Here is a 20,958-nt window from a genome sequence, read left to right as displayed (position 1 = left end):
CCCATGACACAGCAGCAGACAGGCGGCGACGTCCGCCTCACCGGGATCAGCAAGACGTATGGCTCCTTCGCCGCCGTCAAGCCGCTCGATCTGACCGTTCCGCAGGGTTCCTTCTTCGCGCTGCTCGGCGCGTCCGGCTGCGGCAAGACCACCACCCTGCGGATGATCGCGGGCCTGGAGGAGGCGACCACCGGCACCGTCTCGCTCGGCGGCCGGGACATCACCGACCTGCCCCCGTACAAGCGGCCCGTCAACACGGTCTTCCAGAGCTATGCGCTCTTCCCACACCTCGACATCACCGAGAACGTCGCCTTCGGTCTGCGCCGGCGCGGCATCAAGTCGGTGAAGAAGCAGGTCGACGAGATGCTGGAACTCGTCCAGCTCGGCGACTTCGCCAAGCGCAAGCCGCATCAGCTCTCCGGCGGCCAGCAGCAGCGTGTCGCCGTCGCCCGCGCCCTCATCAACCACCCGCAGGTGCTCCTCCTCGACGAGCCGCTCGGCGCCCTCGACCTCAAGCTGCGCCGCCAGATGCAGTTGGAGCTCAAGCGCATCCAGACGGAAGTCGGCATCACCTTCATCCATGTCACCCACGACCAGGAGGAGGCCATGACCATGGCCGACACGGTCGCGGTGATGAACGCGGGCCGGGTCGAGCAACTCGGCGCCCCTGCCGATCTGTACGAGAACCCGAAGACGACCTTCGTCGCCAACTTCCTCGGCACCTCCAACCTCATCGAGGGCGAGATAGTCTCCGCGGGCACGGACGTCGTCGTGGCGGTCGGCGGCGGAAAGCTGCGGCTGCCCATGGACCGATGTACGGCCCCGACGGCCAACGGCGGCAAGCTGCTCCTCGGCGTACGCCCGGAGAAGATCTCGCTCGCGCACGCCGACGACGCGGACGCCATGGCCGACGGCCGCAACCGGGTCACCGGCCGGATCGTCGACTCCAGCTTCATCGGAGTGTCCACGCAATACGTGGTGGAGAGCCCGGCCGGCAAGGCGCTTCAGGTGTACGAGCAGAACATCGAGCGTGACACCCGGCTCGCCCCCGGTGCCGAGGTCGTCCTGCACTGGAACCCGGCCCACACCTTCGGCCTGGACGCCGCCCAGTCCATGCTTGCAGGGACGATGGGCGACGCCGGTGTGGAGACGGTGGAGGACGCGGCGTGACCGTCACCAAGGAGGCGCCACCCGCCGCGCCCGTCACAGAGCTGAAAGCGCGCAAAGCCTCCACCCGCAAGCGCCTCGTCCCCTACTGGCTGCTGCTCCCCGGCATCCTGTGGCTGATCGTCTTCTTCGCGCTGCCACTGGTCTACCAGGCATCGACCTCCGTACAGACCGGATCCCTGGAGAAGGGGTTCGAGGTCACCTGGCACTTCCAGACGTACTGGGACGCGCTGAAGGACTACTACCCGCAGTTCATCCGGTCCCTGCTGTACGCGGGCACCGCCACGATCCTGTGCCTGCTGCTCGGCTACCCGCTCGCTTACCTCATCGCCTTCAAGGCGGGCCGCTGGCGCAATGTCGTCCTGGTGCTGGTGATCGCGCCGTTCTTCACCAGCTTCCTGATCCGTACGCTCGCCTGGAAGACGATCCTGGCGGACGGCGGCGCGGTCGTCGACGTACTGAACACCCTGCACATCCTGGACGTCACCAGCTGGCTCGGCTGGACCGAGTCCAACCGGGTGCTGGCCACACCGATGGCGGTGGTCTGCGGCCTCACGTACAACTTCCTGCCGTTCATGATCCTGCCGCTCTACACCTCGCTGGAGCGGATCGACGGCAGGCTGCACGAGGCGGCCGGCGACCTGTACGCCACCCCCGCCACCACCTTCCGCAAGGTGACCTTCCCACTCTCCATGCCGGGTGTCGTCTCCGGGACGCTGCTGACCTTCATCCCGGCCAGCGGTGACTACGTCAATGCGGAACTGCTGGGCTCCACCGACACCAAGATGGTCGGCAGCGTCATCCAGACCCAGTTCCTGCGCGTCCTCGACTATCCGACGGCGGCCGCGCTCTCCTTCATCCTCATGGCGGTCGTCCTGATCATGGTCACCGTCTACATCCGCCGCTCCGGGACGGAGGACCTGGTCTGATGCCCGTACTGCGCTGGATTCGCCGGAATCTGATCGTCATCGCTGGTCTGCTGACCCTCGCGTACATGATCCTTCCGAACGTCGTCGTGATGGTGTTCTCGTTCAACAAACCGAACGGCCGCTTCAACTACGCCTGGCAGCGGTTCTCGCTGGATGCCTGGAAGGACCCCTGCGGCGTCGCCGACATGTGCGGCTCGCTCTCGCTCTCCCTCCAGATCGCAGCCTGGGCGACGATCGGCGCGACCGTGCTCGGCACGATGATCGCCTTCGCCCTGGTCCGCTACCGCTTCCGGGCGCGCGGCGCGATCAACTCGCTGATCTTCCTGCCGATGGCGATGCCCGAGGTCGTCATGGCGGCCTCGCTCCTCACGCTCTTTCTCAACATGGGCGCACAGCTGGGCTTTTGGACGGTCCTCATCGCGCACATCATGTTCTGCCTGAGCTTCGTCGTGACGGCCGTCAAGGCGCGTGTGATGTCGATGGACCCGCGGCTGGAGGAGGCGGCCCGCGATCTGTACGCGGGACCCGTGCAGACCTTCCTGCGGGTGACGCTGCCGATCGCCGCCCCCGGGATCGCGGCCGGAGCGCTGCTCGCCTTCGCGCTCTCCTTCGACGATTTCATCATCACCAATTTCAACGCGGGCTCCACCGTGACCTTCCCCATGTTCGTCTGGGGATCGGCACAGCGCGGCACGCCCGTGCAGATCAACGTCATCGGCACGGCGATGTTCATCATCGCTGTACTGGTGGTTGTCGCCGGCCAGCTGATCGCGAACCGGCGGAAAAACAGCGCACGATAGAAAGCCCCGAAGGAGTTGGAAACCATGGCCCCAGTTGCCATGCGTACTGCTGCACAATCACTCTCCGACGCCAAGCCGGTCTCGTTCTGGCTCGACGACCCCGGCAGGCCCGACGCGCTGCCCGCGCTCACCGGTGACGAGCACTGCGATCTCCTCGTCATCGGCGGTGGCTACAGCGGACTGTGGACCGCGCTGATCGCCAAGGAACGCGCCCCGGAGCGGGACGTCGTACTGATCGAGGGGCACGAGGTGGGCTGGGCCGCCTCGGGCCGCAACGGCGGATTCTGCGCCGCCTCCCTCACCCATGGCCTGCCCAACGGTCTGGAGCGCTGGCCGGCCGAGATCAGGAAGCTGGAGGAGCTGGGCGAGCGGAACCTCGACGCCATCGAGGCCGCCGTCGCCCGCTACTCCATCGACTGCGAATTCGAGCGCACCGGCGAAATCGATGTCGCCACCGAACCCCACCAGCTCGAAGAACTTCAGGAATGGCACCAGGAGACCGAAAAGCTCGGCTTCACGGGTGTGGAATTCCTGGACCGGGACGCGCTGCGCGCCGAGGTCGACTCGCCCACTTTTCTGGGAGGGCTCTGGGATCGGCGCGGGGTCGCCATGCTGCACCCTGCCAAACTGGCCTGGGGCCTGAAGCGGGCCTGCCTCGACCTGGGGGTGCGGATGTACGAGCACACCCGGGGCCTCGAACTGGCCAGGTCCACCACCGGAATGGCGGTCCGCACGCCGTACGGGAGGGTGTTCGCGCGCCGCGTCGCGCTCGGTACGAACATCTTCCCTTCGCTGGTCAAGCGGGTACGCCCGTACACCGTGCCGGTCTACGACTACGCGCTGATGACCGAGCCTCTCACCGCCGACCAGCTCGCCTCGATCGGCTGGAAGAACCGGCAGGGGCTGGGCGACAGCGCCAATCAGTTCCACTACTTCCGGATGTCGGCCGACAACCGGATTCTGTGGGGCGGATATGACGCGATCTATCCGTACGGGGGCCGGCTGAGCGCCGATCTCGATCAGCGCCCGGAGACCTTCCTCAAGCTCGCGTATCAGTTCTTCGACTGTTTCCCGCAGTTGGCCGGGGTCCGTTTCAGTCATGCCTGGGGCGGGGCGATCGACACCTGTTCCCGCTTTTCCGCATTCTTCGGTACGGCCCATCAGGGCCGGGTCGCCTATGCCGCCGGATACACCGGACTCGGCGTCGGAGCCACCCGTTTCGGGGCCGATGTGATGCTCGATCTGCTGGCGGGCGAGCAGAACGAACGGACCGCCCTGGAAATGGTCCGCAGCAAGCCGATGCCGTTTCCGCCGGAGCCCTTCGCCTGGGCCGGGATCGAGCTCACCAAGCGGTCCCTGGCCAGGGCGGACAGCAATGGCGGGCACCGCAATCTGTGGCTGCGGACGATGGACCGGCTGGGGCTCGGCTTCGACAGCTGAGCCCTGGCCGTCCGCCCGGCCGTCCGCCCGGCGTGGCGTGAGCGGCAGCGGAGCCGCATGGACCGCTGGCCTGCTGCGGGCCCTCGGCGTAGCACGGCCGCCGTATGTTCCCCGCCGTAGACTTATCAGGGAGCTTGAGCCTTGCCGGGCGTTCAGTTCAGGCGGGCCCCGCGAGATTGATCCCGCCAAGGGCAGCGGGATTGGAGTTTCCCACGGCTCCGGCCCTCGCGGGCCCCCTCTCAAATGAGCGGAAGCCTCTGCCTCGCTTTGTAAGCGGCGGAACCCCCTCAGGAAGGACGTGGGCCAGATGAGCCACCATGTGAGCCAGGTGCCCATCAGTGACATCACAGTGGCCGCTTCGGCTGTGCGCTGGATTTTCCCCGTCGCCATAGCAGTGGTCGTAGTCGCTGTTCTGATTGGCCTCGTCTGGTGGGACGCGCGCCGTCGGTCTCGGGCAGGACAGCAAGGACCACGGGTCGAGCCTTCCTCCCGAAGCGAAGAAAACTTGAGGGCTGCAGATGATTTCGGGGAAGGTCTCAGCCCATATGAGATCAACCGGCCCTCTTCGTCAAGGGGCGCACGCAAGGATGACAACGGTGGGGCTTTTGGTAGTGGAGGACCCGGCGGATGACGGGTCGGCGACATCGGTGGCACTTGCCGAGATGTTGCGCCTGCCGCTCCTTCGACAGCCCGTACAGCGCTTCGCCGTCCAGCCCGTCCGCGGCTTCGATCGCTGACTACCCGTCCTCGAACCTGGTCAGCACATCCACCCGGTGCAACCCGACGTTCGTCGGTCGGCAGCTGAGGCCCAGCGGCAGGAGCAGCAGGCCGCACAAAAACCAGCTGCCCAGCACATCCAGCGGCCAGTGGTAGCCACGCAGCACCAGACCGATGCCCGTCGCCGTCGTCAACGCGGAAGCGGCGACGGGCATCATCCATGCCCGCCTCGTGTACCGCGCGGTCAGCAGCGCCGCGGCGCCGTACGCCACCATTGCCGTCGCCGCATGGCCGGACGGGTAGTAGCCGGTGGCTTCGGTCAGCGGTCCCGGACGGGCGATCCAGTCCTTCAGCGGGACGACGAGGAGGGGCACCGCCGCCATGGTGAGCGCCGCGTACAACGGCTCACGGCGCTGACCGCGCACCAGCGCCCATACGATGGCGCAGCCCAGCACCGGGAGCGCGACCTGCATGTTGCCGAGATCGGCGAGGAATTCGGTCAGCCGGGCGGGGCCGTGTCCGACGACGGCCCGGCCGGTCCGCTCGTCCAGCGAGCGCAGCGGACCATCGGCCGCGACCTGCCAGGTGGTGAGCGTGAGGAGCGCCAGGAAGGAAGACGCCAGAGAAATGAGAAGAGCCGGCCGCCCGGGAGCAGGGGGGGTGGCTCCGGGGCGGCCGGTCGGATCGGTTTGCCGCGCGCCCCGGGGGGTTTGGGGCGAGCGGCCATCCGATCGGTGAGGAGTTCCGGAGCCAGAGGCCCCGGTGGTGTGCGCGAAGGCACGGCCAGGACGGTGCTGGGGAAGCTCCGGCCCGACATCGCCGGCAGTCCCCTGCGGGCGGGGTGTTTCTCTCATCTGCGGAAACCGTACGTCAGTCGATGGGGGACCGACAGACGGAAACAGATCCCGCCATCGGCCCCCCACACCTTCTTCACAGGCCCTCACGCGGGCCCCTGCATCCCCGGCGAAAACGCCCTTCGTCACCGCCGGGGTTCGCACAGGTCAGATCTGGTCGAAAGCCTGCTCGATGACGTCGAGAGCCTCGTTCAGCAGGTCCTCGCCGATCACCAGCGGCGGCAGGAAGCGCAGGACGTTGCCGTACGTGCCACAGGTCAGGACCAGCACGCCCTCCGCGTGGCAGGCCTTGGCGAGCTTCGCGGTGGCCTCCGGGTTCGGGTCCTTGGTGCCGGACTTCACCAGCTCGATCGCGATCATCGCGCCGCGGCCGCGGATGTCACCGATGACATCGCCGTTCGGCAGCTTCGCCTGCATCTCGGCGAGGCGGCCCTTCATGACCTCCTCGATGCGCTTCGCCTTACCGTTCAGGTCCAGCTCGCGCATCGTCTCGATGGCACCGAGCGCGCCCGCGCAGGCCACCGGGTTTCCGCCGTAGGTGCCGCCGAGGCCACCGGCGTGGGCGGCGTCCATGATCTCGGCGCGGCCGGTCACGGCGGAGAGCGGCAGACCGCCCGCGATGCCCTTGGCGGTGGTGATCAGGTCGGGGACGATGCCCTCGTCCTCGCAGGCGAACCACTGACCGGTACGGCAGAAGCCGGACTGGATCTCGTCGGCGACGAAGACGATGCCGTTGTCCTTGGCGAACTGCGCGATCGCCGGGAGGAAGCCCTTGGCCGGCTCGATGAAGCCGCCCTCGCCGAGCACCGGCTCGATGATGATCGCGGCGACGTTGTCCGCGCCGATCTGCTTGGTGATCTGGTCGATGGCCTGGGCGGACGCCTCGGCGCCGGCGTTCTCGGCACCGGTCGGCCAGCGGTAGCCGTACGCCACCGGCACCCGGTAGACCTCGGGCGCGAACGGGCCGAAGCCGTGCTTGTACGGCATGTTCTTGGCGGTCAGCGCCATCGTCAGGTTGGTGCGGCCGTGGTACCCGTGGTCGAACACGACGACGGCCTGGCGCTTGGTGTACGCACGCGCGATCTTGACGGCGTTCTCCACGGCCTCGGCGCCCGAGTTGAACAGCGCGGACTTCTTGGCGTGGTCGCCCGGCGTCAGCTCGGCGAGCTGCTCACAGACCTCGACGTACCCCTCGTACGGAGTGACCATGAAACAGGTGTGGGTGAAGTCGGCGAGCTGCGCGGACGCACGGCGTGCGACGGCCTCGGCGGAGGCGCCGACCGACGTCACGGCGATACCGGAACCGAGGTCGATCAGACGGTTGCCGTCCACGTCCTCGATGATCCCGCCACCGGCGCGGGCGGTGAACACCGGCAGGGTGGAGCCCACACCTGCGGCCACCGTCGCGAGACGGCGGGCCTGCAGCTCCACCGACTTCGGGCCGGGAATGGCAGTGACGACGCGGCGCTCCTGCGGAATTGCGGTCATGAGGGGCTCCTGTGGGGTGTTTCGGACGCTTCTCTGTCTGCAGGCTATGGGCGAGGCCCGGGGTCCGGCATGTTCCGTTCGGGAGTGGTGGCCGGACACCGTTGTCCGTCACGGACATAGCGACGGGGTGCGGGGGCCGGGCTGCGGCGGCTGGCCGGGCGGGACGAAGGGCCCCGCGGGCACGGGCGAAGACTCCCCGCCGGACCGCGTCCGACGGGGTGGTACGGGGCACTAGATTGGTGACTTCGGGCGCCTGCGCCCGGAGTTACCGGTCGGCGCTGGTCAGGGGACGAGGGACAGCACATGGACACCGAGGGCATGTACGACTCACGCAGCACCCGCTCCGGTCCACCGGTGCCGCGCCCGGCCGCTCCGCCACCGCCCGAACTACCGCCCAGGCCGGGATACGCCCCCGCTTCGGGCCCCTCCCTCGGGGACTGGCTCCGTACTCCGAGGCCCGCCGCGGAACCCGGTGTCTGGAGACTCGGCCATGCCCCTCGGCCCGCTGAGGAGGAGGAGCGCACCCCGGACCGCACGCTGGTGAGTGGCGCGGTGATCTCGCTGCTGGCCTGCATCCTCGTCTGGTCGCTCTGGCGCAACAACTACATCCCCTACTGGCGGGTTCCGCTGAAGCTCTTCACTCCCGGCGACTGGTGGGGGCCGTTCGGCGACGAGCCGCAGACCCGGGGCGCGGTCCGCGCGCTCGACATCTACCGTCTGCTGATCATCGGGGGCCTCGTCTACGGATTCGGCCGGCTGGGCAACTGGCCGGCCGCCTTCGAGCGGTGCGTCGCCGCCAGGGGGGCCGCCGCACGGGCGGCCGGTGCGGCAATCGGTGCGCTGCTGGTCTGGATCCTCGTCTGGAACGGCACCGTGCCGGGGATGGGGCTTGCCTTCGGCCTGGTTCCCAGCTCCTGGCTGGGCCCCGACCAGCCGATGTCCCCGGTGATCAGCTACGGGGTCTACGTCCTGCTCACCCTGGCCATCGTGTGGCCGTTCGCCAGGCTGGGGCGCTGGACCGAGGCGTGGCGCCGCAGCCGGTCCCCGCAGCCGGCACCGGGCCGGGACGGCCTCGACCCGGCGAAGCAGCATGCGCCCGGCGGCGCGGACACCATCGTCGAAGGCAGCGAGGAGGACCCGGCCGAGTGGCCCGATCTGCGCGCCGCCGGACAGCACCAGGCAGCCGCCCACCTCGCCAAGGAGACCCGGTCCGGGCGGATGAACGATGTCGACTACGCCCGTATCCGCCGCGCCTGGACATCCGTACGCGCCGACCACTCCCGACTGTCCGCCTTCACCGACACCGTGCTGCGCAACGGCTCCGCCGCCTGCACCCACCCCTCCGGCGCACGTGACCTCCCCGTCCGCGCCGCCCGGCACGACCTGCTGGTCCAGCAGGTCAGGCTCGGCACCGTCGAAGGCGGTGAGCGCAACCCGTACGCCCGCCGCGGCAGCGGCATCGCCCTCGACCCCGGGCTGCTGGGCACGTCCCTGCTCGCCGTCGGCCCGCCCGGCGCGGGGAAGAGCCGGGCACTGATCCGGCCCGTCGTCGAATCCCTCGCACTGCAGGCGCTCGCCGGACAGGCCGCCGTCATCGCCGTGTGCGCCGCCGGTACCCAGCTCGGCGGTGACCAGGGATTCGACATCGTCATCAAGGTCGGCGACCCGTCCTCCGTGCACGATCTCGACCTGTACGGCGGCACCACCGACCCCGACGAGGCCGCGACCGTCCTCGCCGACGGACTGGTCGGTGACCTCCCCGAGGTGGACAGCCGACGCGCCGCCACCGCCCTCGCCCAGCTCCTCGGCCCCTTCCGGGTCGCCCACGGCCGCTTCCCCTCCGTACCGGAGCTGCGCGAACTCCTGGACGGCGTACCCGATGCCCTCACCGCTCTGCGGGAGGCGCTCGAAGCGACGGGACACCCCGGCATGCAGCGCGAGCTCGACGGCCGCGCCCGCCAGTCCGGTGCACCCGGCGACCCGGGCCCGGCGCTCGCCGACCGGGTGGCGCTGCTCGACCGGCCCGCCTTCACCGAGTTCTTCGACACCACGGGCAGGACCCGCCCCTTCTCGCTGCGCACCCTGGAGCACCCGCTGCGGGTCCGTATCGATCTGCCCGAACGCGGCCACGCGGAGGCGTCCCGAGTGCTGGCACGCCTGGTCCTCGCCCAGTTCACCGCGAGCGCCGCGGCCCGTACCGACCGTTCCCTCTTCGCCTGTCTGGTCCTCGACGACGCGACGCACACCCTGACCCCCGACACCGTCCGCGGAATCCAGCGGCTGCGCTCCGCGCACGCCGGGGCCGTACTCACCCTGCGCACCCTCGACGACGTACCGGAGCAACTGCACACGGCGCTGCTCGGCGCGGTCGGCTGCCGGATGGCGTTCTCCGGAATCACGACGTGGGACGGGAAGAAGTTCGCCGAGGCCTGGGGAACGGAGTGGGTCGAGACCCGCGATGTCACCCAGCGCACCGTCTTCGCCGACCAGCCGATGACCCGGGCCATCCACGCCTTCCGCAAACTGGTCACCGGCAAGGCGGTCACCACGGACGCGGTGACCGTGCGGCAGGTCGAGCGGGAACGCTGGTCGGCCTCCGAACTGGCCCACCGGGTACCGGCCGGACACGCGGTGCTGTCCCTGACGACCGTACGGGGGGAGCACGCGCCGCCCCTGCTGGTGGACCTGAACGGCTGAGCGGTACGGAGCACGGCCCGCGTGGCGGGAGCGGTTACGACGGACCCTGCCGCCCTGGCAGAATCGATGGGAGCCGTTCGTACGGGACGGCGAAAATCGACTCCCTGAGGTCCCGCGGTCCCCATGCCCCCCACTCTCGCCTCGCTCGTCCAGCATTCGGCGCTCAAGCTCACGGTGCGTGCGGGGGCGGACCGGCTCGACGCGCCCGTCCGCTGGGCGCACGCCAGCGAGCTGACCGACCCCGTCCCGTACATGGAGGGCGGGGAGCTCCTGCTCGTCACCGCGACCAACCTCGACGCCGAGAACCCCGAGGCGATGCGGCGGTACGTGCGGCGGCTGGCCGGGGCCGGAGTCGTCGGGCTGGGCTTCGCCGTCGGCGTCCACTACGACGACGTACCGCAGGCGCTGATCGACGCCGCCGAGAAGGCGGGTCTACCGCTCCTCGAAGTGCCGCGCCGCACCCCGTTCCTCGCCATCGCCAAGGCCGTGTCGTCGGCGATCGCCGCTGATCAGTACCGGGCGGTGACCGCGGGGTTCGAGGCCCAGCGGGAGCTGACGAAGGCCGCACTCGCGGGCGACGGCCCCGGCGAACTCCTCACCCGGCTCGCCTCGCACGTCGACGGCTGGGCGGCGCTGTACGACGCCTCCGGCGCGGTCGTCGCCGCGGCCCCCGAGTGGGCCGCCCGCCGGGCCGCCCGACTCACCCCCGATGTGGAGCGGCTGCGGGAGCGGCCCGCCCCGGCCAGCGTGGTCGTCGGCGACACCGACGACCGGGTCGAGCTCCAGTCCCTGGGCACCGGCCGCCGGGTCCGGGGCGCGCTGGCCGTCGGCACCGGCGCGGCACTCGGCACCGCGGAGCGGTACGCCGTGCACTCGGCGGTCGCCCTGCTGACCCTGACCACCGCCCGCTCCCGCTCCCTCCAGGGCGCGGAGCAGCGGCTGGGCACGGCGGTGCTGCGCATGCTGCTCGCCGGCCAGCCGGACCACGCACGGGCCGTCGCCGGAGATCTGTACGGAGGGCTGCTCGACGCCCCGTTCCGGCTGCTCATCGCGGAGGCGTCCGCCCCCTCGACACCGGCGTCGCTCGGAGAGGCGATGGAGGCGGCGGCCTTCCGGACCGGCGAGACCCTGCTGGCCGTGCCCGAGGGCGAACGGCTCGTCGTACTCGCCGCGGACGGCGGAGCGGCGGTCGCGGCCTGTGCGGCGTACGCGGAGGCTCAGGAGGCCAAGGAGGCACGGCCCCCGCGCGAACCAGCCACGGCGGAGGAGGGCCAGGTGGTCGTGGGCCTGTCCGCACCGGCGGGCCCCATCGCCGTCTCCGCCGCGTACAAGCAGGCCGAGCAGGCCCTGTCGGTGGCCCGCCGCCGGGGCAGGGCACTGGTGGAGCACGAGGAGCTGGCGACCGGCTCGGTGCTGCCGCTGCTCGCGGACGACGCCGTACGGGCCTTCGCCGACGGAATGCTCCGCGCCCTGCACGAACACGACGCCAAGGGCCGAGGCGACCTGGTCGCCTCACTGCGGGCCTGGCTCTCCCGCCACGGCCAGTGGGACGCGGCCGCGGCGGACCTGGGCGTGCACCGTCACACTCTGCGCTACCGGATGCGCCGGGTGGAGGAGATTCTTGGCCGCTCACTGGATGATCCGGACGTGCGGATGGAGCTGTGGTTGGCACTGAAGGCCACGAGCTCCCCGTCGGCACCGGAGCAGTAGCGATTGCCGCGGGGCAGGCATTCTTGGTTGATGCCGGGGCCGTAGGCCCCCGCGGGGCACGCGTTCCTGGTCGGCACCGGGGCAGTAGCGGTTGCCACAGGGGCACGTGTACCCCGTACCCGCTCCACGCCGATGCCTGAGCCGCAGCCGCCGTCCGAAAGCCCTGCGCCCCTGCCCATGACGACGCATCCGACAAAGCGGCGTACCCCCGTCGTGCACTGCTCCACCCCGGACAAACGTCAGATCGGCCGCGCGGCCCTACGGTGGGGGCAGCACACCCCACGACTCCGAAGGGCCGGAACCTCCATGACTTCCACCCACGCCTTCTGGCTCGCCGGCCGCCAGGCCACCGGCGAGGACAGTTTCGACGTCACCAACCCCTGGGACGGCCGTCTCGTCGGCACCGTCAGCGTGCCGACCGATGCCCAGATCGAGGAGGCCGTCGTGGCCGCGCACGCCGTGCGCGAGGAGTTCGCCGCGACGCCGGCCCATGTCCGGGCCGCCGCGCTCGACCACGTCGTACGGCGGCTGGTGGAGCGCACCGAGGAGATCGCCCAGCTGATCTCCGCCGAGAACGGCAAGCCCATCAAGTGGGCCCGCGGCGAGGTCGGCCGCGCCGTCTCCGTGTTCCGGTTCGCCTCCGAGGAGGCTCGCCGCTTCAACGGCGGGGACGCCCAGCGCCTCGACACCGACGCCGGTGGAACCGGCCGCCTCGGCCTGACCCGACGATTCCCGCGCGGCACGGTCCTCGGCATCGCACCGTTCAACTTCCCGCTGAACCTGAGCGCCCACAAGGTGGCCCCGGCCATCGCCGTCGGTGCCCCGATCATCCTGAAGCCCGCCCCGGCCACCCCGATCTCCTCGCTGATCCTGGGCGAGCTGTTGGCCGAGACCGACCTGCCGGCCGGTTCGTGGTCCGTGCTGACGGTTCCCAACGACCGGATGCCCGCCCTGGTCCAGGACGAGCGCCTGCCGGTCATCTCCTTCACCGGCTCCGGCCCCGTCGGCTACTCGATCATGGAATCGGTGCCGCGCAAGCACTGCACTCTGGAGCTCGGCGGCAACGGCGCCGCGGTCGTCCTCGGCGACTACGCTTCCGACGAGGACCTGGACTGGGCCGCGACCCGTATCGCGACCTTCTCCAACTACCAGGGCGGCCAGTCCTGCATCTCGGTGCAGCGCGTCATCGCGGACGCCTCGGTATACGACCGGCTCCTCCCGAAGATCGTCGCGGCCGTCGAGGCCCAGGTCACCGGCGACCCGTCCGACGCCGCCACCGACGTCGGCCCGCTGGTCAGCGAGGACGCCGCCAAGCGCGTCGAGTCCTGGGTCGACGAGGCCGTGCAGGCCGGCGCCCAACTGCTCACCGGCGGCAAGCGGGACGGTGCCACGTACGCGCCGACCGTGCTCGCGGAGCTCCCGGACAATGTCACCCTCTCTTCCGAGGAGGTCTTCGGACCGGTGCTGTCCGTGCAGAAGGTGGACGGCGAGGCCGAGGCGTTCGCAGCCGTCAACTCCTCCAAGTACGGCCTGCAGGCAGGTGTGTTCACACACGACTTGCAGACCGCCTTCCGTGCCCACCGTGCCCTCGAGGTCGGCGGCGTGATCATCGGTGACGTTCCCTCCTACCGCGCGGACCAGATGCCGTACGGCGGCGCCAAGCAGTCCGGCGTCGGCCGAGAGGGCGTCCGCTACGCCATGGACGACTACACCTACGAGCGCGTGCTGGTCCTCACCGGCCTCGCCCTGTAGTCCGCGAACAGGATCGAACCGGTCCACCAGCGCCCGCCTGTGATCCGCCTGGACAGCACGGCAGCAGGCGGCAGATGAACGGCCGGAGCCCACTCATCCGGCTCTCCGGCGGGCTGGACGGCATCGCGTAGGGATCCGTTCGGCTGGCCGGGACGGTTGTCGATTTCGTCGTAGAAACCCAGAAATCCCAGCACCGCATCTCCCTCCACAACGGGCATTCCATCCCGCTGGCACCCATGCGCGCGGCCACCGCTGATCATCGGTGTGTGAAGACTAACGATCTTGCGGTGGCCGCGGGGCACAGAGTAGACCCTGCCCGCTGGCAGGAGGCGTTCGAGGTCCTGATGGGCCGGATAGCGGGCCGGTTCGCGCGGGTGGAGCCCCGGCGCCGGGTGCGGGACTTGGTGCTGGGGCTGTTGTCGGACCTGCCGCGCAAGAACTGCTGGTCGATCGCAGAGTGGGCCGGGGATGCGAGTCCGGACGGCATGCAGCACCTGCTCGGCCGGGCCAGGTGGGATGCCGATCGCGTGCGTGATGACGTGCGCGAGTACGTGCTGGAGCATCTACACGACGAAGACGCGGTGCTGGTGGTCGACGAGACCGGGGACGTGAAGAAGGGCACGCACACCGTCGGTGTCCAGCGCCAGTACACCGGCACCGCCGGGAGGATCGAAAACGCCCAGGTCGCCGTCTACCTCGTCTACGCGGGCCGCCGTGGACACGCGGCGGTGGACCGTGCGCCGTACATCCCGCGCTCGTGGACGTGCGACCCGGACCGCTGCCAGGCCGCCGGCCTGGCGGAGGACACCGCCTTCCCAACCAAGCCGGAGCTGGTCGCCCGCATGATCGGCCGGTTCCTCGACGCCGGGCACCACGTGAGCTGGGTCACAGGCGACGAGGTCTACGGCGGCAACCTGAAGCTGCGGGCCGCGCTGGAAGAACGCCAGGTCGGCTACGTGCTCGCCGTCGCCTGTTCGGCCGAAGTGACCACCGGTGCGGGGAAGTTCCGCGCGGACGCCCTGGCCGCGAAGGTGCCCAGGCGGGCCTGGCAGAAGCTGTCGGCCGGGGCCGGTGCCAAGGGGCACCGCTTCTACGACTGGGCTGTCGTCGATTTGGCCGAAGGGCGGCCCGGCAGCCACCGGCTGCTGATCCGCCGCAACCGCACCACCGGTGAACTCGCTTACTATCGCTGCTTCTCGCCCGCCCCGGTGCCCGTGGCCACGCTGGTCCGCGTCGCCGGGTCGAGGTGGCGGGTGGAGGAGACATTTCAGGCCGGAAAGGTCCTGGCCGGACTGGACGAGCACCAGGTCCGGCGCTTCACTTCGTGGTCTCGCTGGGTCACCCTGGCCATGCTCGCTCACGCCTTCCTCGCCGTCGTCCGCGCCGACGAACACGCCCACCATCCCGCCCCGGACGGGCTGATCCAGCTCACCTGCAACGAGATCCAGAAACTGTTCACCACGCTCGTCGTCCGGCCCATGCACGATGCAGCCCACCGGCTCGCGTGGTCCGCCTGGCGACGTCGCCACCAGGCCCGAGCCCAAGCCAGCCATTACCGCCGGCAAGCCGCGAATCCGACCTGAAGATCACGATCTACGGCTGGAGTACTAGGACCCCGAGCTCGGTGTCCGGGCGGCAGTGAATGCAGGCCCGGACGCCGACGACGAGGGCCTGGAGCGCCTGCTCCCTGGTGACGCCGCGAGCGTTCTTCGCCATGTGGCAGCCGCCGACGTGCACCTCGGTGGGCGGGGCGCCCTGGCCGATGCCTCGCTCGACCATCCAGTCAGAGGTGGGCGGGCGCTGGGCTTGCCGCGCTTCTGCTCGGTCGCCCGCTGCGATTGCCGCGTCCACGGTGTGCAGGCACATGGCGTGCCAGGCCCGGGGAGCGCACGCCTGGCCGCGCGAGTTTTAAGTGAGACGAGACCTTCACTGACCCCGTCTGTTCGACGGTGTGCCGGCCGCCGCACGGACGGCGATTGCCGCGATGTCGTCGTCGAGACGGTCGTGGCTGAAGCGGACCAGGTCACTGTGCAACTGTCCGAGCAGCCGGGACGGGGAGCCCGCGTCCCACTGTCCCGCGTGCTGCACCAGCGGGAAGAACGCGCCGGTGTGGTCGCGGGTCTCTGTGACGCCGTCGGTGTAGAGCAGCAGCTGGTCCTCGGCGAAGAAGAAGAAGGTGTCGATGCAGTAGTCCTCCCCGACCAGCGCACGCATGTTGATGGGTGGTGAGGGAGCCGTGGGGGTGACCTCGCGGACCATTCCTGCGCTGAGCAGCAGCGGAGGGGGGTGCCCCAAGTTGACGATGCCGACGGCCGATCCGTCGTCGGGGATCTCGACGAGCACGGCCGTGGCGAAGTACTCCATCCGGTCGCCGGGCAGCAGTGCGGTGTAGCGGCTCGTGCTGACGTCCAGTCGGCGTGCCAGTCGTGCCAGGTCCGGCTCGTCGTACGCGGCTTCCCGGAAGCAGCCGAGGATCGCTGAGGCCATGCCGACCGCAGGGAGGCCCTTGCCGCGCACGTCTCCGATGATCATGCGGACGCCGTGGACCGTCTCCAATGCCTCGTAGAAGTCGCCGCCTACGCGGGCCTGGGCCGCGGCGGCCAGGTACAGAGCCTCGATGTCTAGCCGGCCGAGGCGGTGCGGCATGGGGCGCAGCAGGACTTTCTGGGTCGTCTCGGCGACGGAACGAACGTCGGCGAGGGTCTGCTCCCGCTGCTGGCGCACATGGCTGGCGAAGGCGGCCGCGGCTGTGGCGCCCGCGATCACCGCGAGGGTGAACAGGTGTGTGCGCTCCACACTCACACCACCGATGCTCACAGCGATCACTACGTCGATGGCCGCGGCGAGCACACCTATGGCCACCGTTCCGGCCACTGGCCACACCGAGGCAGCGAAAACGGGGGCGAGAGAGAGAAAGCGACTGAAGTGGAGGTTGCTCGGACTGGCAAAGGCAACCACAGTGATGATGGCGATCAGTGCCAGGGGCACCAGACGCATCACCTGCTCCCCGAGGCTGCTGCCGGCAAAACGCCGAAATCGACCCGAAAAGTTCACATGGTCAGCTTATAGGGCGATTGCAGCGCATTGGCCGGACACAGAACCGGTAGCCCGCTTGGCCCAGGACAACCGGGAACGGCTCGGGCGCCGAAGGTGGGTCATCAAGCGCACCATCAGCGCTTTCATCGATCTCGCCGACACCATCATCACCGACCGTAGCCTGACCTGCCGAGCCTGAACCCCGCCGCTGGGGGCACATCCCGGCCGCTGACCCAGGCGCGGCCGATGTCCGTGCCCGCCTCTACGGCCAGCGGACGTTCCTGGAGGCTGCCGTGCCGGTGTTCCCGTTGGCGCTGGCCACCAAGTGGTGATCGGGGACTTCAACATCATCGAGCCCAAACACATACCGCGATACCGGTCCTTCCACCAGTTCGAATTACGACTTCTACGGGTGGCTTGGAGGTGTCGGCTACCGCGACGCGTTCCGGATGATGCACCCCTACGCGGCCGAGCACTCATGGGTGGGGCCCACAGGCGACGGCTACCGCTACGAGCATGCCCACGTCTCCCTCGACCTCGTGACCTCGGTCTACGGCTGCTCCTACGTGCACGAGCCGCGCACCAGTGAACCCCGGCTCACGGATCACTCCGCGATGTTGCAGAACCTGGCCCTGCGGCCTGTGGCACCGCTGCCGGTCACTGTCCCGGCCCATGCTGCTGGCGAGCTCACGTGAGGCGAGCCAGGCCCGATCCGGCACGCCGTCGACCGCTCATCACCGCGGGGGTCGTGCTCGTCTACGTGGCGATCGTGTTCGCTGCCATACACCGCCCGATCTGACGGGACAGAGGTAACAGAGGTATGAGACCCCCGCCTGAGGTTCCATACACCGCAACCCTGGCTCAGTCAGTCTCCGTAACGTTTTCGGTCGACCTGGTGGTCGGTGCGGGCTCGTGAAGCCCTGAGGGTGGGTATCCGCAGGCCAGGGCGACTTCGCGGTCATGGTTCCCATGTGGTTTTCCCACGGGAAAACCACAGCGGGCTGAAACGGCTTGGGACGGGCCAGGACGGGGCGATACGGGCCGAACCGCTGAGCATTCGTGCAGGTCAGAGGAAAACCGCAGGTCAGGGCGGCGCAAGGGGCCCACTGTGCGGGGGCTGCTCCGGCCGTTCCTGCGTATCTGCACCCTGACCTGCGGCGATGGTCGGATCTTGGCTGGTTCGGATGGGGTAGTGGGAGCGTGGGAGCACGAGCCGCTAGCTGACCGGCGCTGACACTCATTCAGGTGTGGGAGCAGAACCTCGAACCGCCGCGTCAGCCGGCCGCCGACCTCGTCGAACCGCTGACCACGACAAGTGACCGGGATCAGCCGATCCAGGCCGACGACAGGGCGTCGTGCGCCAGGACCCGAGCAGCGCCCGCGCCATCGGCCGGGACGGTGTAGAGATCGGCGCTGTAGTCGGGGAGCGAGTAGACCAGGCTGTTGTCGTCCGACCAGACCACCTGGTCGTCGACGCTGCGGGTTTCCGCGACCGGGTGCTCTTGCATCGTTTCGAGGTCCAGGACGTACAGCCGCCAGGGGAGGTTCTCGGGCAGGCCTGGGACGCGCTTCTTGAAGGCGATCTTCGTTCCGTCGGGGGACAGTGAGGGACACCCGACGTTGGTGCGGACCGTGGTGGCCGTCTTGGTGGTGACGTTGCCGTGGACCAGATACGTCTTGCCGCCGGTGCCGAGCGTGGCATAGAAGTGCTCGTCGTCGATGAACGTGACGCCCCAGAAGTTGGCGTCGGCGCGGTGAAAAGGCTTCCCATCCTTGGTGACGGCGTATTCCTCCAGGCTGGGCTGGAGAGCGCCCGTGCGGGTGTCGAGGATCGACGTGCGGGTGGAGAAGGTCTTTTGTGCGTAACTGTCACCCCCGGCGAAGACCGTCCAGGCGGCCATGTGCCCGCTGGGCGAAACCCGGGCCCGGCTGGGAATTCCGGCCAGAGGTATCCGCCGGGTCACGTTCAGGCTCGAGTCCAGGACGAGCGCAGTGTAGGTCTCAGTGTACGCACCCATCTCGGACTGCAGGCAGATCCCGGTGCCAGCGGCCGCGTAGAAGCGCATGCACTTCACTCCGGAGTAGGTGCGCGGTCCGTCGGGCGCGTCCGCCGGGACGCTGCTCAACTCGTCGCGGTGCGGCCCATACTTCAACGAGCGGAAGACGATACGAGAGGGGGCGCCGGACGCGAGCGACACCTTGCCGGCGCCGACCGCGGGCTCGCCCGCCTGGACTTGGTTCTTACGGTCCGCCTGGTATGACCACCCGGCCACCCCGGCCACGGTCGCGAGGGCCAGGACGCTGGCGAGGAGCACCAGCAGCTTGTTGCGGTTGGTCATCGCGTCGGCCGCCGGGGCCGTTCGGGGCGTCTTGGTCATCCGGTGTCTTGTCTCCTGGTCAGTCACTGCCCGTCACTTCCTTTTCCTCTGCCGAACCTTCGGCCGCTGAATGCTCGGCCGCCGGGCGCAGCCGTATCGACAACACCAGGCTCAGCGCCAGCGCGAGCGCCGCACCGATGAGCGCGGAACGGTCGCCCCACGCCGTCCAGGCCGCGCCGAAGGCGATCGAGCCGACGAAGCGTGCCGCGGCCTGGCCGGTCTGCACCAGGGCGAGGCCGCTGGACCGCAGGCCGGCCGGTACGGAACCGGCCGCGACGGCCATGAACACACCGTCAGTGGCGGCGTAGAAGGCGCCGTGCAACGCGAGGACCGCGTACGGCAGCCACCCGGACTGCACGTGTGTGAGCAGCAGCCCGTACGCCGTGAGCAAGGCGAGGTGGCCGCCGATGAATACCCGCCAGCGGCCTACCCGGTCCGCCAACCGGCCCAGCGGCATCGCCAGCAGCAGGAACGCCACGGCCGTGCCCAGCGGCAGCAGCGCGATCCAGCGGTCGGACACCCCGAGCTGCCGCTGCAGCAGCAGGTAGATGAACGAGTCGCTGACCGTGGCCAGGCTCAGCACCATCGCGCACAGCACCATGCGGCGCAGCTCGCGGCGGCCGAGCAGGGCGACGGCGGCGCGCAGTGACGGGCGTTCCGCGGCGGACGCCGGCGTGGCGCCCAGCTCCGGGGCACGCGAGGGCACGAACAACAGCAGCACGATCACGGCCAGGGCCGCCACGCAGAAGCTGACCGTGAACACCACGTTGTAACCCTCGGGCGCCTGACGCAGAATCAGGAATGCGACCAGCGGCCCGAGCAGGGCACCGGCGGTGTCCATCGCCCGGTGCACGCCGAACGCCCGGCCGCGGGTCTCCGGCGGCGAGGACAGTGAGATCAGCGCGTCGCGGGGCGCGGTGCGCAGACCCTTGCCGGTGCGGTCCATCGCCAGCACCGCGCCGATCAGCGGCAGCGTGTGCACGGCCAGCAGCAGCGGCTTGCAGATCGCGGACAGGCCGTACCCGAGGGCGGCGACCGTTTTGTGGCGGCCGCCGCGGTCGGCAAGGTGCCCGCCGACCAGCCGGACGAGTGCGCTGAATCCGTTGTAGACCCCGTCGAGCAGACCGAAACCGAGCGGGGAAAGGCCCAGTCCGGCGACCAGGTACAGCGGCAGGACGGCGGTGACCATCTCCGACGAGATGTCGGTGACGAGACTGACCGTGCCGAGCACGAACACGGTCGTCGGCACAGCCGACCGCCCGGGGAAAAGGCCCCGGGCGGTCGGCACGGTCGCTGCGGGAGTGCTGCCGCGGCTCTCACTGACGTACACGGTCACCCGGCCCAGATGGCGGGTATGCCGGACGCGGGCGCGGCCTGGACGGCGGGCGTCGACGTGCCCATCAGCACCGCGCCGACCGCCTGGTCGGGGCCCCCGAGTCCGGCCCACAGGTCGGCGGAAGTGGTGGCCCGGTCGACGGCGGTCAACAAGGCGGTGAAGCCGCGCCGGGGCGGACTCCAGCTGGGCATGGATTACCTCCGGTAATCGCCTGATGTGCAGTTTGTGACAGGGGCTCAACAAATTTATAGGGGCATATGCCCTGGTCAAGAAGACGTGGGGTGAACTGAATTGGAACGCTTCGGTCCGGTTGGCGTCCCTGAGGTTGCGCGCCCAGTTGCCTTTTTCGTGGCCCTGGAACGGGGCTCTTGGCCTCCGGGCCCGACATGACCTTCGTCCTTCCATCAGCGGCGCAGGGCGGCCACCGCGAATGCGATCGTGTCCCGGCCCACGACGCGGCCCTGGGGCGAGTTCACGGGCCAAGTGCCGCAGCGACTTCATCGTCCAGGTCAACGGCCCTATCGGATCGCCCTGTGTGCTGTCCTCGACCAGGGACAGCAGTGTTGGGCGCAGCCCCGGGTCCTTCTCGGTCAGTGCCGGGCGGCCCCCGCCCACGCGGCGCACCCTGTCATCGGGCTCGGCTCCTTCCTCAGG

Annotated in this window: 16 protein-coding genes; 9 read left to right on the top strand and 7 right to left on the bottom strand. The window is 69.6% G+C overall.

The features are described from left to right. Positions 1–3 precede the first annotated feature (3 nt). Genes ACZ3IC_RS03845 through ACZ3IC_RS03830 form a run of 4 tightly spaced genes read left to right on the top strand, consistent with a single transcriptional unit; the run spans position 4 to position 4,336 of the window. Complete coding sequence (locus ACZ3IC_RS03845; protein ID WP_467412278.1) at positions 4–1,170, top strand: ABC transporter ATP-binding protein; 1,167 nt, start codon at positions 4–6, stop codon at positions 1,168–1,170. Further along, a complete protein-coding gene (locus tag ACZ3IC_RS03840) occupies positions 1,167–2,096 on the top strand; it encodes an ABC transporter permease (RefSeq protein ID WP_467412277.1) in 930 nt (309 codons plus the stop codon). The genes ACZ3IC_RS03845 and ACZ3IC_RS03840 overlap by 4 nt, the downstream gene beginning before the upstream one ends. Continuing rightward, a complete protein-coding gene (locus ACZ3IC_RS03835; protein WP_467412274.1) occupies positions 2,096–2,896 on the top strand; it encodes an ABC transporter permease in 801 nt (266 codons plus the stop codon). The genes ACZ3IC_RS03840 and ACZ3IC_RS03835 overlap by 1 nt, the downstream gene beginning before the upstream one ends. Before the next feature lie 24 nt (positions 2,897–2,920). Then, on the top strand, positions 2,921–4,336 hold the full coding sequence (locus tag ACZ3IC_RS03830) for an NAD(P)/FAD-dependent oxidoreductase (protein WP_467412271.1): 1,416 nt from the start codon (positions 2,921–2,923) through the stop codon (positions 4,334–4,336). Positions 4,337–5,073: 737 nt separating this feature from the next. Here ACZ3IC_RS03830 and ACZ3IC_RS03825 read toward each other — a convergent pair. Together ACZ3IC_RS03825 and gabT are read right to left on the bottom strand one after the other, a co-directional pair. Then, positions 5,074–5,907 carry a phosphatase PAP2 family protein gene (locus tag ACZ3IC_RS03825; RefSeq protein WP_467412270.1) on the bottom strand — a complete coding sequence of 278 codons (834 nt, stop codon included), beginning with the start codon at positions 5,905–5,907 and terminating at the stop codon, positions 5,074–5,076. A 147-nt stretch (positions 5,908–6,054) separates the two neighbouring features. Further along, positions 6,055–7,395: a 4-aminobutyrate--2-oxoglutarate transaminase gene (gabT, locus tag ACZ3IC_RS03820; RefSeq protein ID WP_467412267.1), complete on the bottom strand. Its 1,341-nt coding sequence runs from the start codon at positions 7,393–7,395 to the stop codon at positions 6,055–6,057. A gap of 303 nt (positions 7,396–7,698) precedes the next feature. On the opposite strand from gabT, the gene ACZ3IC_RS03815 reads away from it, so the two are divergent. From ACZ3IC_RS03815 to ACZ3IC_RS03800, 4 genes are all read left to right on the top strand, one after another. Further along, positions 7,699–10,092 carry a type IV secretory system conjugative DNA transfer family protein gene (locus tag ACZ3IC_RS03815; RefSeq protein WP_467412265.1) on the top strand — a complete coding sequence of 798 codons (2,394 nt, stop codon included), beginning with the start codon at positions 7,699–7,701 and terminating at the stop codon, positions 10,090–10,092. 123 nt (positions 10,093–10,215) lie between these two features. Further along, positions 10,216–11,802 (top strand): PucR family transcriptional regulator, encoded by a 1,587-nt coding sequence (locus ACZ3IC_RS03810; RefSeq protein WP_467412264.1) that lies wholly within the window; start codon positions 10,216–10,218, stop codon positions 11,800–11,802. A gap of 306 nt (positions 11,803–12,108) precedes the next feature. Then, the gene (locus ACZ3IC_RS03805; protein ID WP_467412261.1) at positions 12,109–13,554 is read left to right on the top strand and encodes an aldehyde dehydrogenase family protein; all 1,446 of its coding nucleotides are present in this window, start codon (positions 12,109–12,111) and stop codon (positions 13,552–13,554) included. Between the two features lie 344 nt (positions 13,555–13,898). Further along, on the top strand, positions 13,899–15,137 hold the full coding sequence (locus ACZ3IC_RS03800; RefSeq protein WP_467413104.1) for an IS701 family transposase: 1,239 nt from the start codon (positions 13,899–13,901) through the stop codon (positions 15,135–15,137). Positions 15,138–15,147: 10 nt separating this feature from the next. Here the strand turns inward: ACZ3IC_RS03800 and ACZ3IC_RS03795 are convergent, their stop codons facing one another. Both ACZ3IC_RS03795 and ACZ3IC_RS03790 read right to left on the bottom strand, forming a co-directional pair. Further along, complete coding sequence (locus ACZ3IC_RS03795; protein ID WP_467412259.1) at positions 15,148–15,333, bottom strand: DUF6233 domain-containing protein; 186 nt, start codon at positions 15,331–15,333, stop codon at positions 15,148–15,150. A gap of 147 nt (positions 15,334–15,480) precedes the next feature. Next, positions 15,481–16,551, bottom strand: coding sequence for a PP2C family protein-serine/threonine phosphatase (locus tag ACZ3IC_RS03790; protein WP_467412257.1), 1,071 nt, complete (start codon positions 16,549–16,551; stop codon positions 15,481–15,483). Positions 16,552–17,039: 488 nt separating this feature from the next. Here ACZ3IC_RS03790 and ACZ3IC_RS03785 point away from each other — a divergent pair, with 488 nt between their 5' ends. After that, a complete protein-coding gene (locus ACZ3IC_RS03785; protein WP_467412256.1) occupies positions 17,040–17,285 on the top strand; it encodes a hypothetical protein in 246 nt (81 codons plus the stop codon). 630 nt (positions 17,286–17,915) lie between these two features. On the opposite strand, the gene ACZ3IC_RS03780 is transcribed toward ACZ3IC_RS03785, so the two are convergent. From ACZ3IC_RS03780 to ACZ3IC_RS03770, 3 genes are read right to left on the bottom strand one after another with little or no spacing between them, the layout of a single operon-like run. Further along, on the bottom strand, positions 17,916–18,929 hold the full coding sequence (locus ACZ3IC_RS03780) for a TolB family protein (RefSeq protein WP_467413103.1): 1,014 nt from the start codon (positions 18,927–18,929) through the stop codon (positions 17,916–17,918). Positions 18,930–18,987: 58 nt separating this feature from the next. Continuing rightward, entirely contained in the window at positions 18,988–20,298 is a 1,311-nt protein-coding gene (locus tag ACZ3IC_RS03775; protein ID WP_467413101.1) for an MFS transporter, read from the bottom strand. A 2-nt stretch (positions 20,299–20,300) separates the two neighbouring features. Continuing rightward, on the bottom strand, positions 20,301–20,495 hold the full coding sequence (locus ACZ3IC_RS03770; protein WP_467412254.1) for a hypothetical protein: 195 nt from the start codon (positions 20,493–20,495) through the stop codon (positions 20,301–20,303). Between the last annotated feature and the right edge of the window lie 463 nt (positions 20,496–20,958).

It is taken from the genome of Streptomyces sp. NPDC002958 (assembly GCF_055563255.1).
The sequence above is the reverse complement of the archived record's forward strand: the minus strand, read 5'-3'. Positions and strand labels throughout refer to the sequence as shown.

Bases quoted from the DNA above. Each gene is read 5' to 3' on its own strand.
- ACZ3IC_RS03770 (WP_467412254.1), bottom strand. From the start codon at position 20,495: ATGCCCAGCTGGAGTCCGCCCCGGCGCGGCTTCACCGCCTTGTTGACC.
- ACZ3IC_RS03780 (WP_467413103.1), bottom strand. From the start codon at position 18,929: ATGACCAACCGCAACAAGCTGCTGGTGCTCCTCGCCAGCGTCCTGGCC.
- ACZ3IC_RS03815 (WP_467412265.1), top strand. From the start codon at position 7,699: ATGGACACCGAGGGCATGTACGACTCACGCAGCACCCGCTCCGGTCCA.
- ACZ3IC_RS03825 (WP_467412270.1), bottom strand. From the start codon at position 5,907: ATGAGAGAAACACCCCGCCCGCAGGGGACTGCCGGCGATGTCGGGCCG.
- gabT (WP_467412267.1), bottom strand. From the start codon at position 7,395: ATGACCGCAATTCCGCAGGAGCGCCGCGTCGTCACTGCCATTCCCGGC.
- ACZ3IC_RS03795 (WP_467412259.1), bottom strand. From the start codon at position 15,333: ATGGTCGAGCGAGGCATCGGCCAGGGCGCCCCGCCCACCGAGGTGCAC.
- ACZ3IC_RS03830 (WP_467412271.1), top strand. From the start codon at position 2,921: ATGGCCCCAGTTGCCATGCGTACTGCTGCACAATCACTCTCCGACGCC.
- ACZ3IC_RS03810 (WP_467412264.1), top strand. From the start codon at position 10,216: ATGCCCCCCACTCTCGCCTCGCTCGTCCAGCATTCGGCGCTCAAGCTC.
- ACZ3IC_RS03800 (WP_467413104.1), top strand. From the start codon at position 13,899: ATGGGCCGGATAGCGGGCCGGTTCGCGCGGGTGGAGCCCCGGCGCCGG.
- ACZ3IC_RS03785 (WP_467412256.1), top strand. From the start codon at position 17,040: ATGATGCACCCCTACGCGGCCGAGCACTCATGGGTGGGGCCCACAGGC.
- ACZ3IC_RS03845 (WP_467412278.1), top strand. From the start codon at position 4: ATGACACAGCAGCAGACAGGCGGCGACGTCCGCCTCACCGGGATCAGC.
- ACZ3IC_RS03835 (WP_467412274.1), top strand. From the start codon at position 2,096: ATGCCCGTACTGCGCTGGATTCGCCGGAATCTGATCGTCATCGCTGGT.
- ACZ3IC_RS03790 (WP_467412257.1), bottom strand. From the start codon at position 16,551: ATGCGTCTGGTGCCCCTGGCACTGATCGCCATCATCACTGTGGTTGCC.
- ACZ3IC_RS03805 (WP_467412261.1), top strand. From the start codon at position 12,109: ATGACTTCCACCCACGCCTTCTGGCTCGCCGGCCGCCAGGCCACCGGC.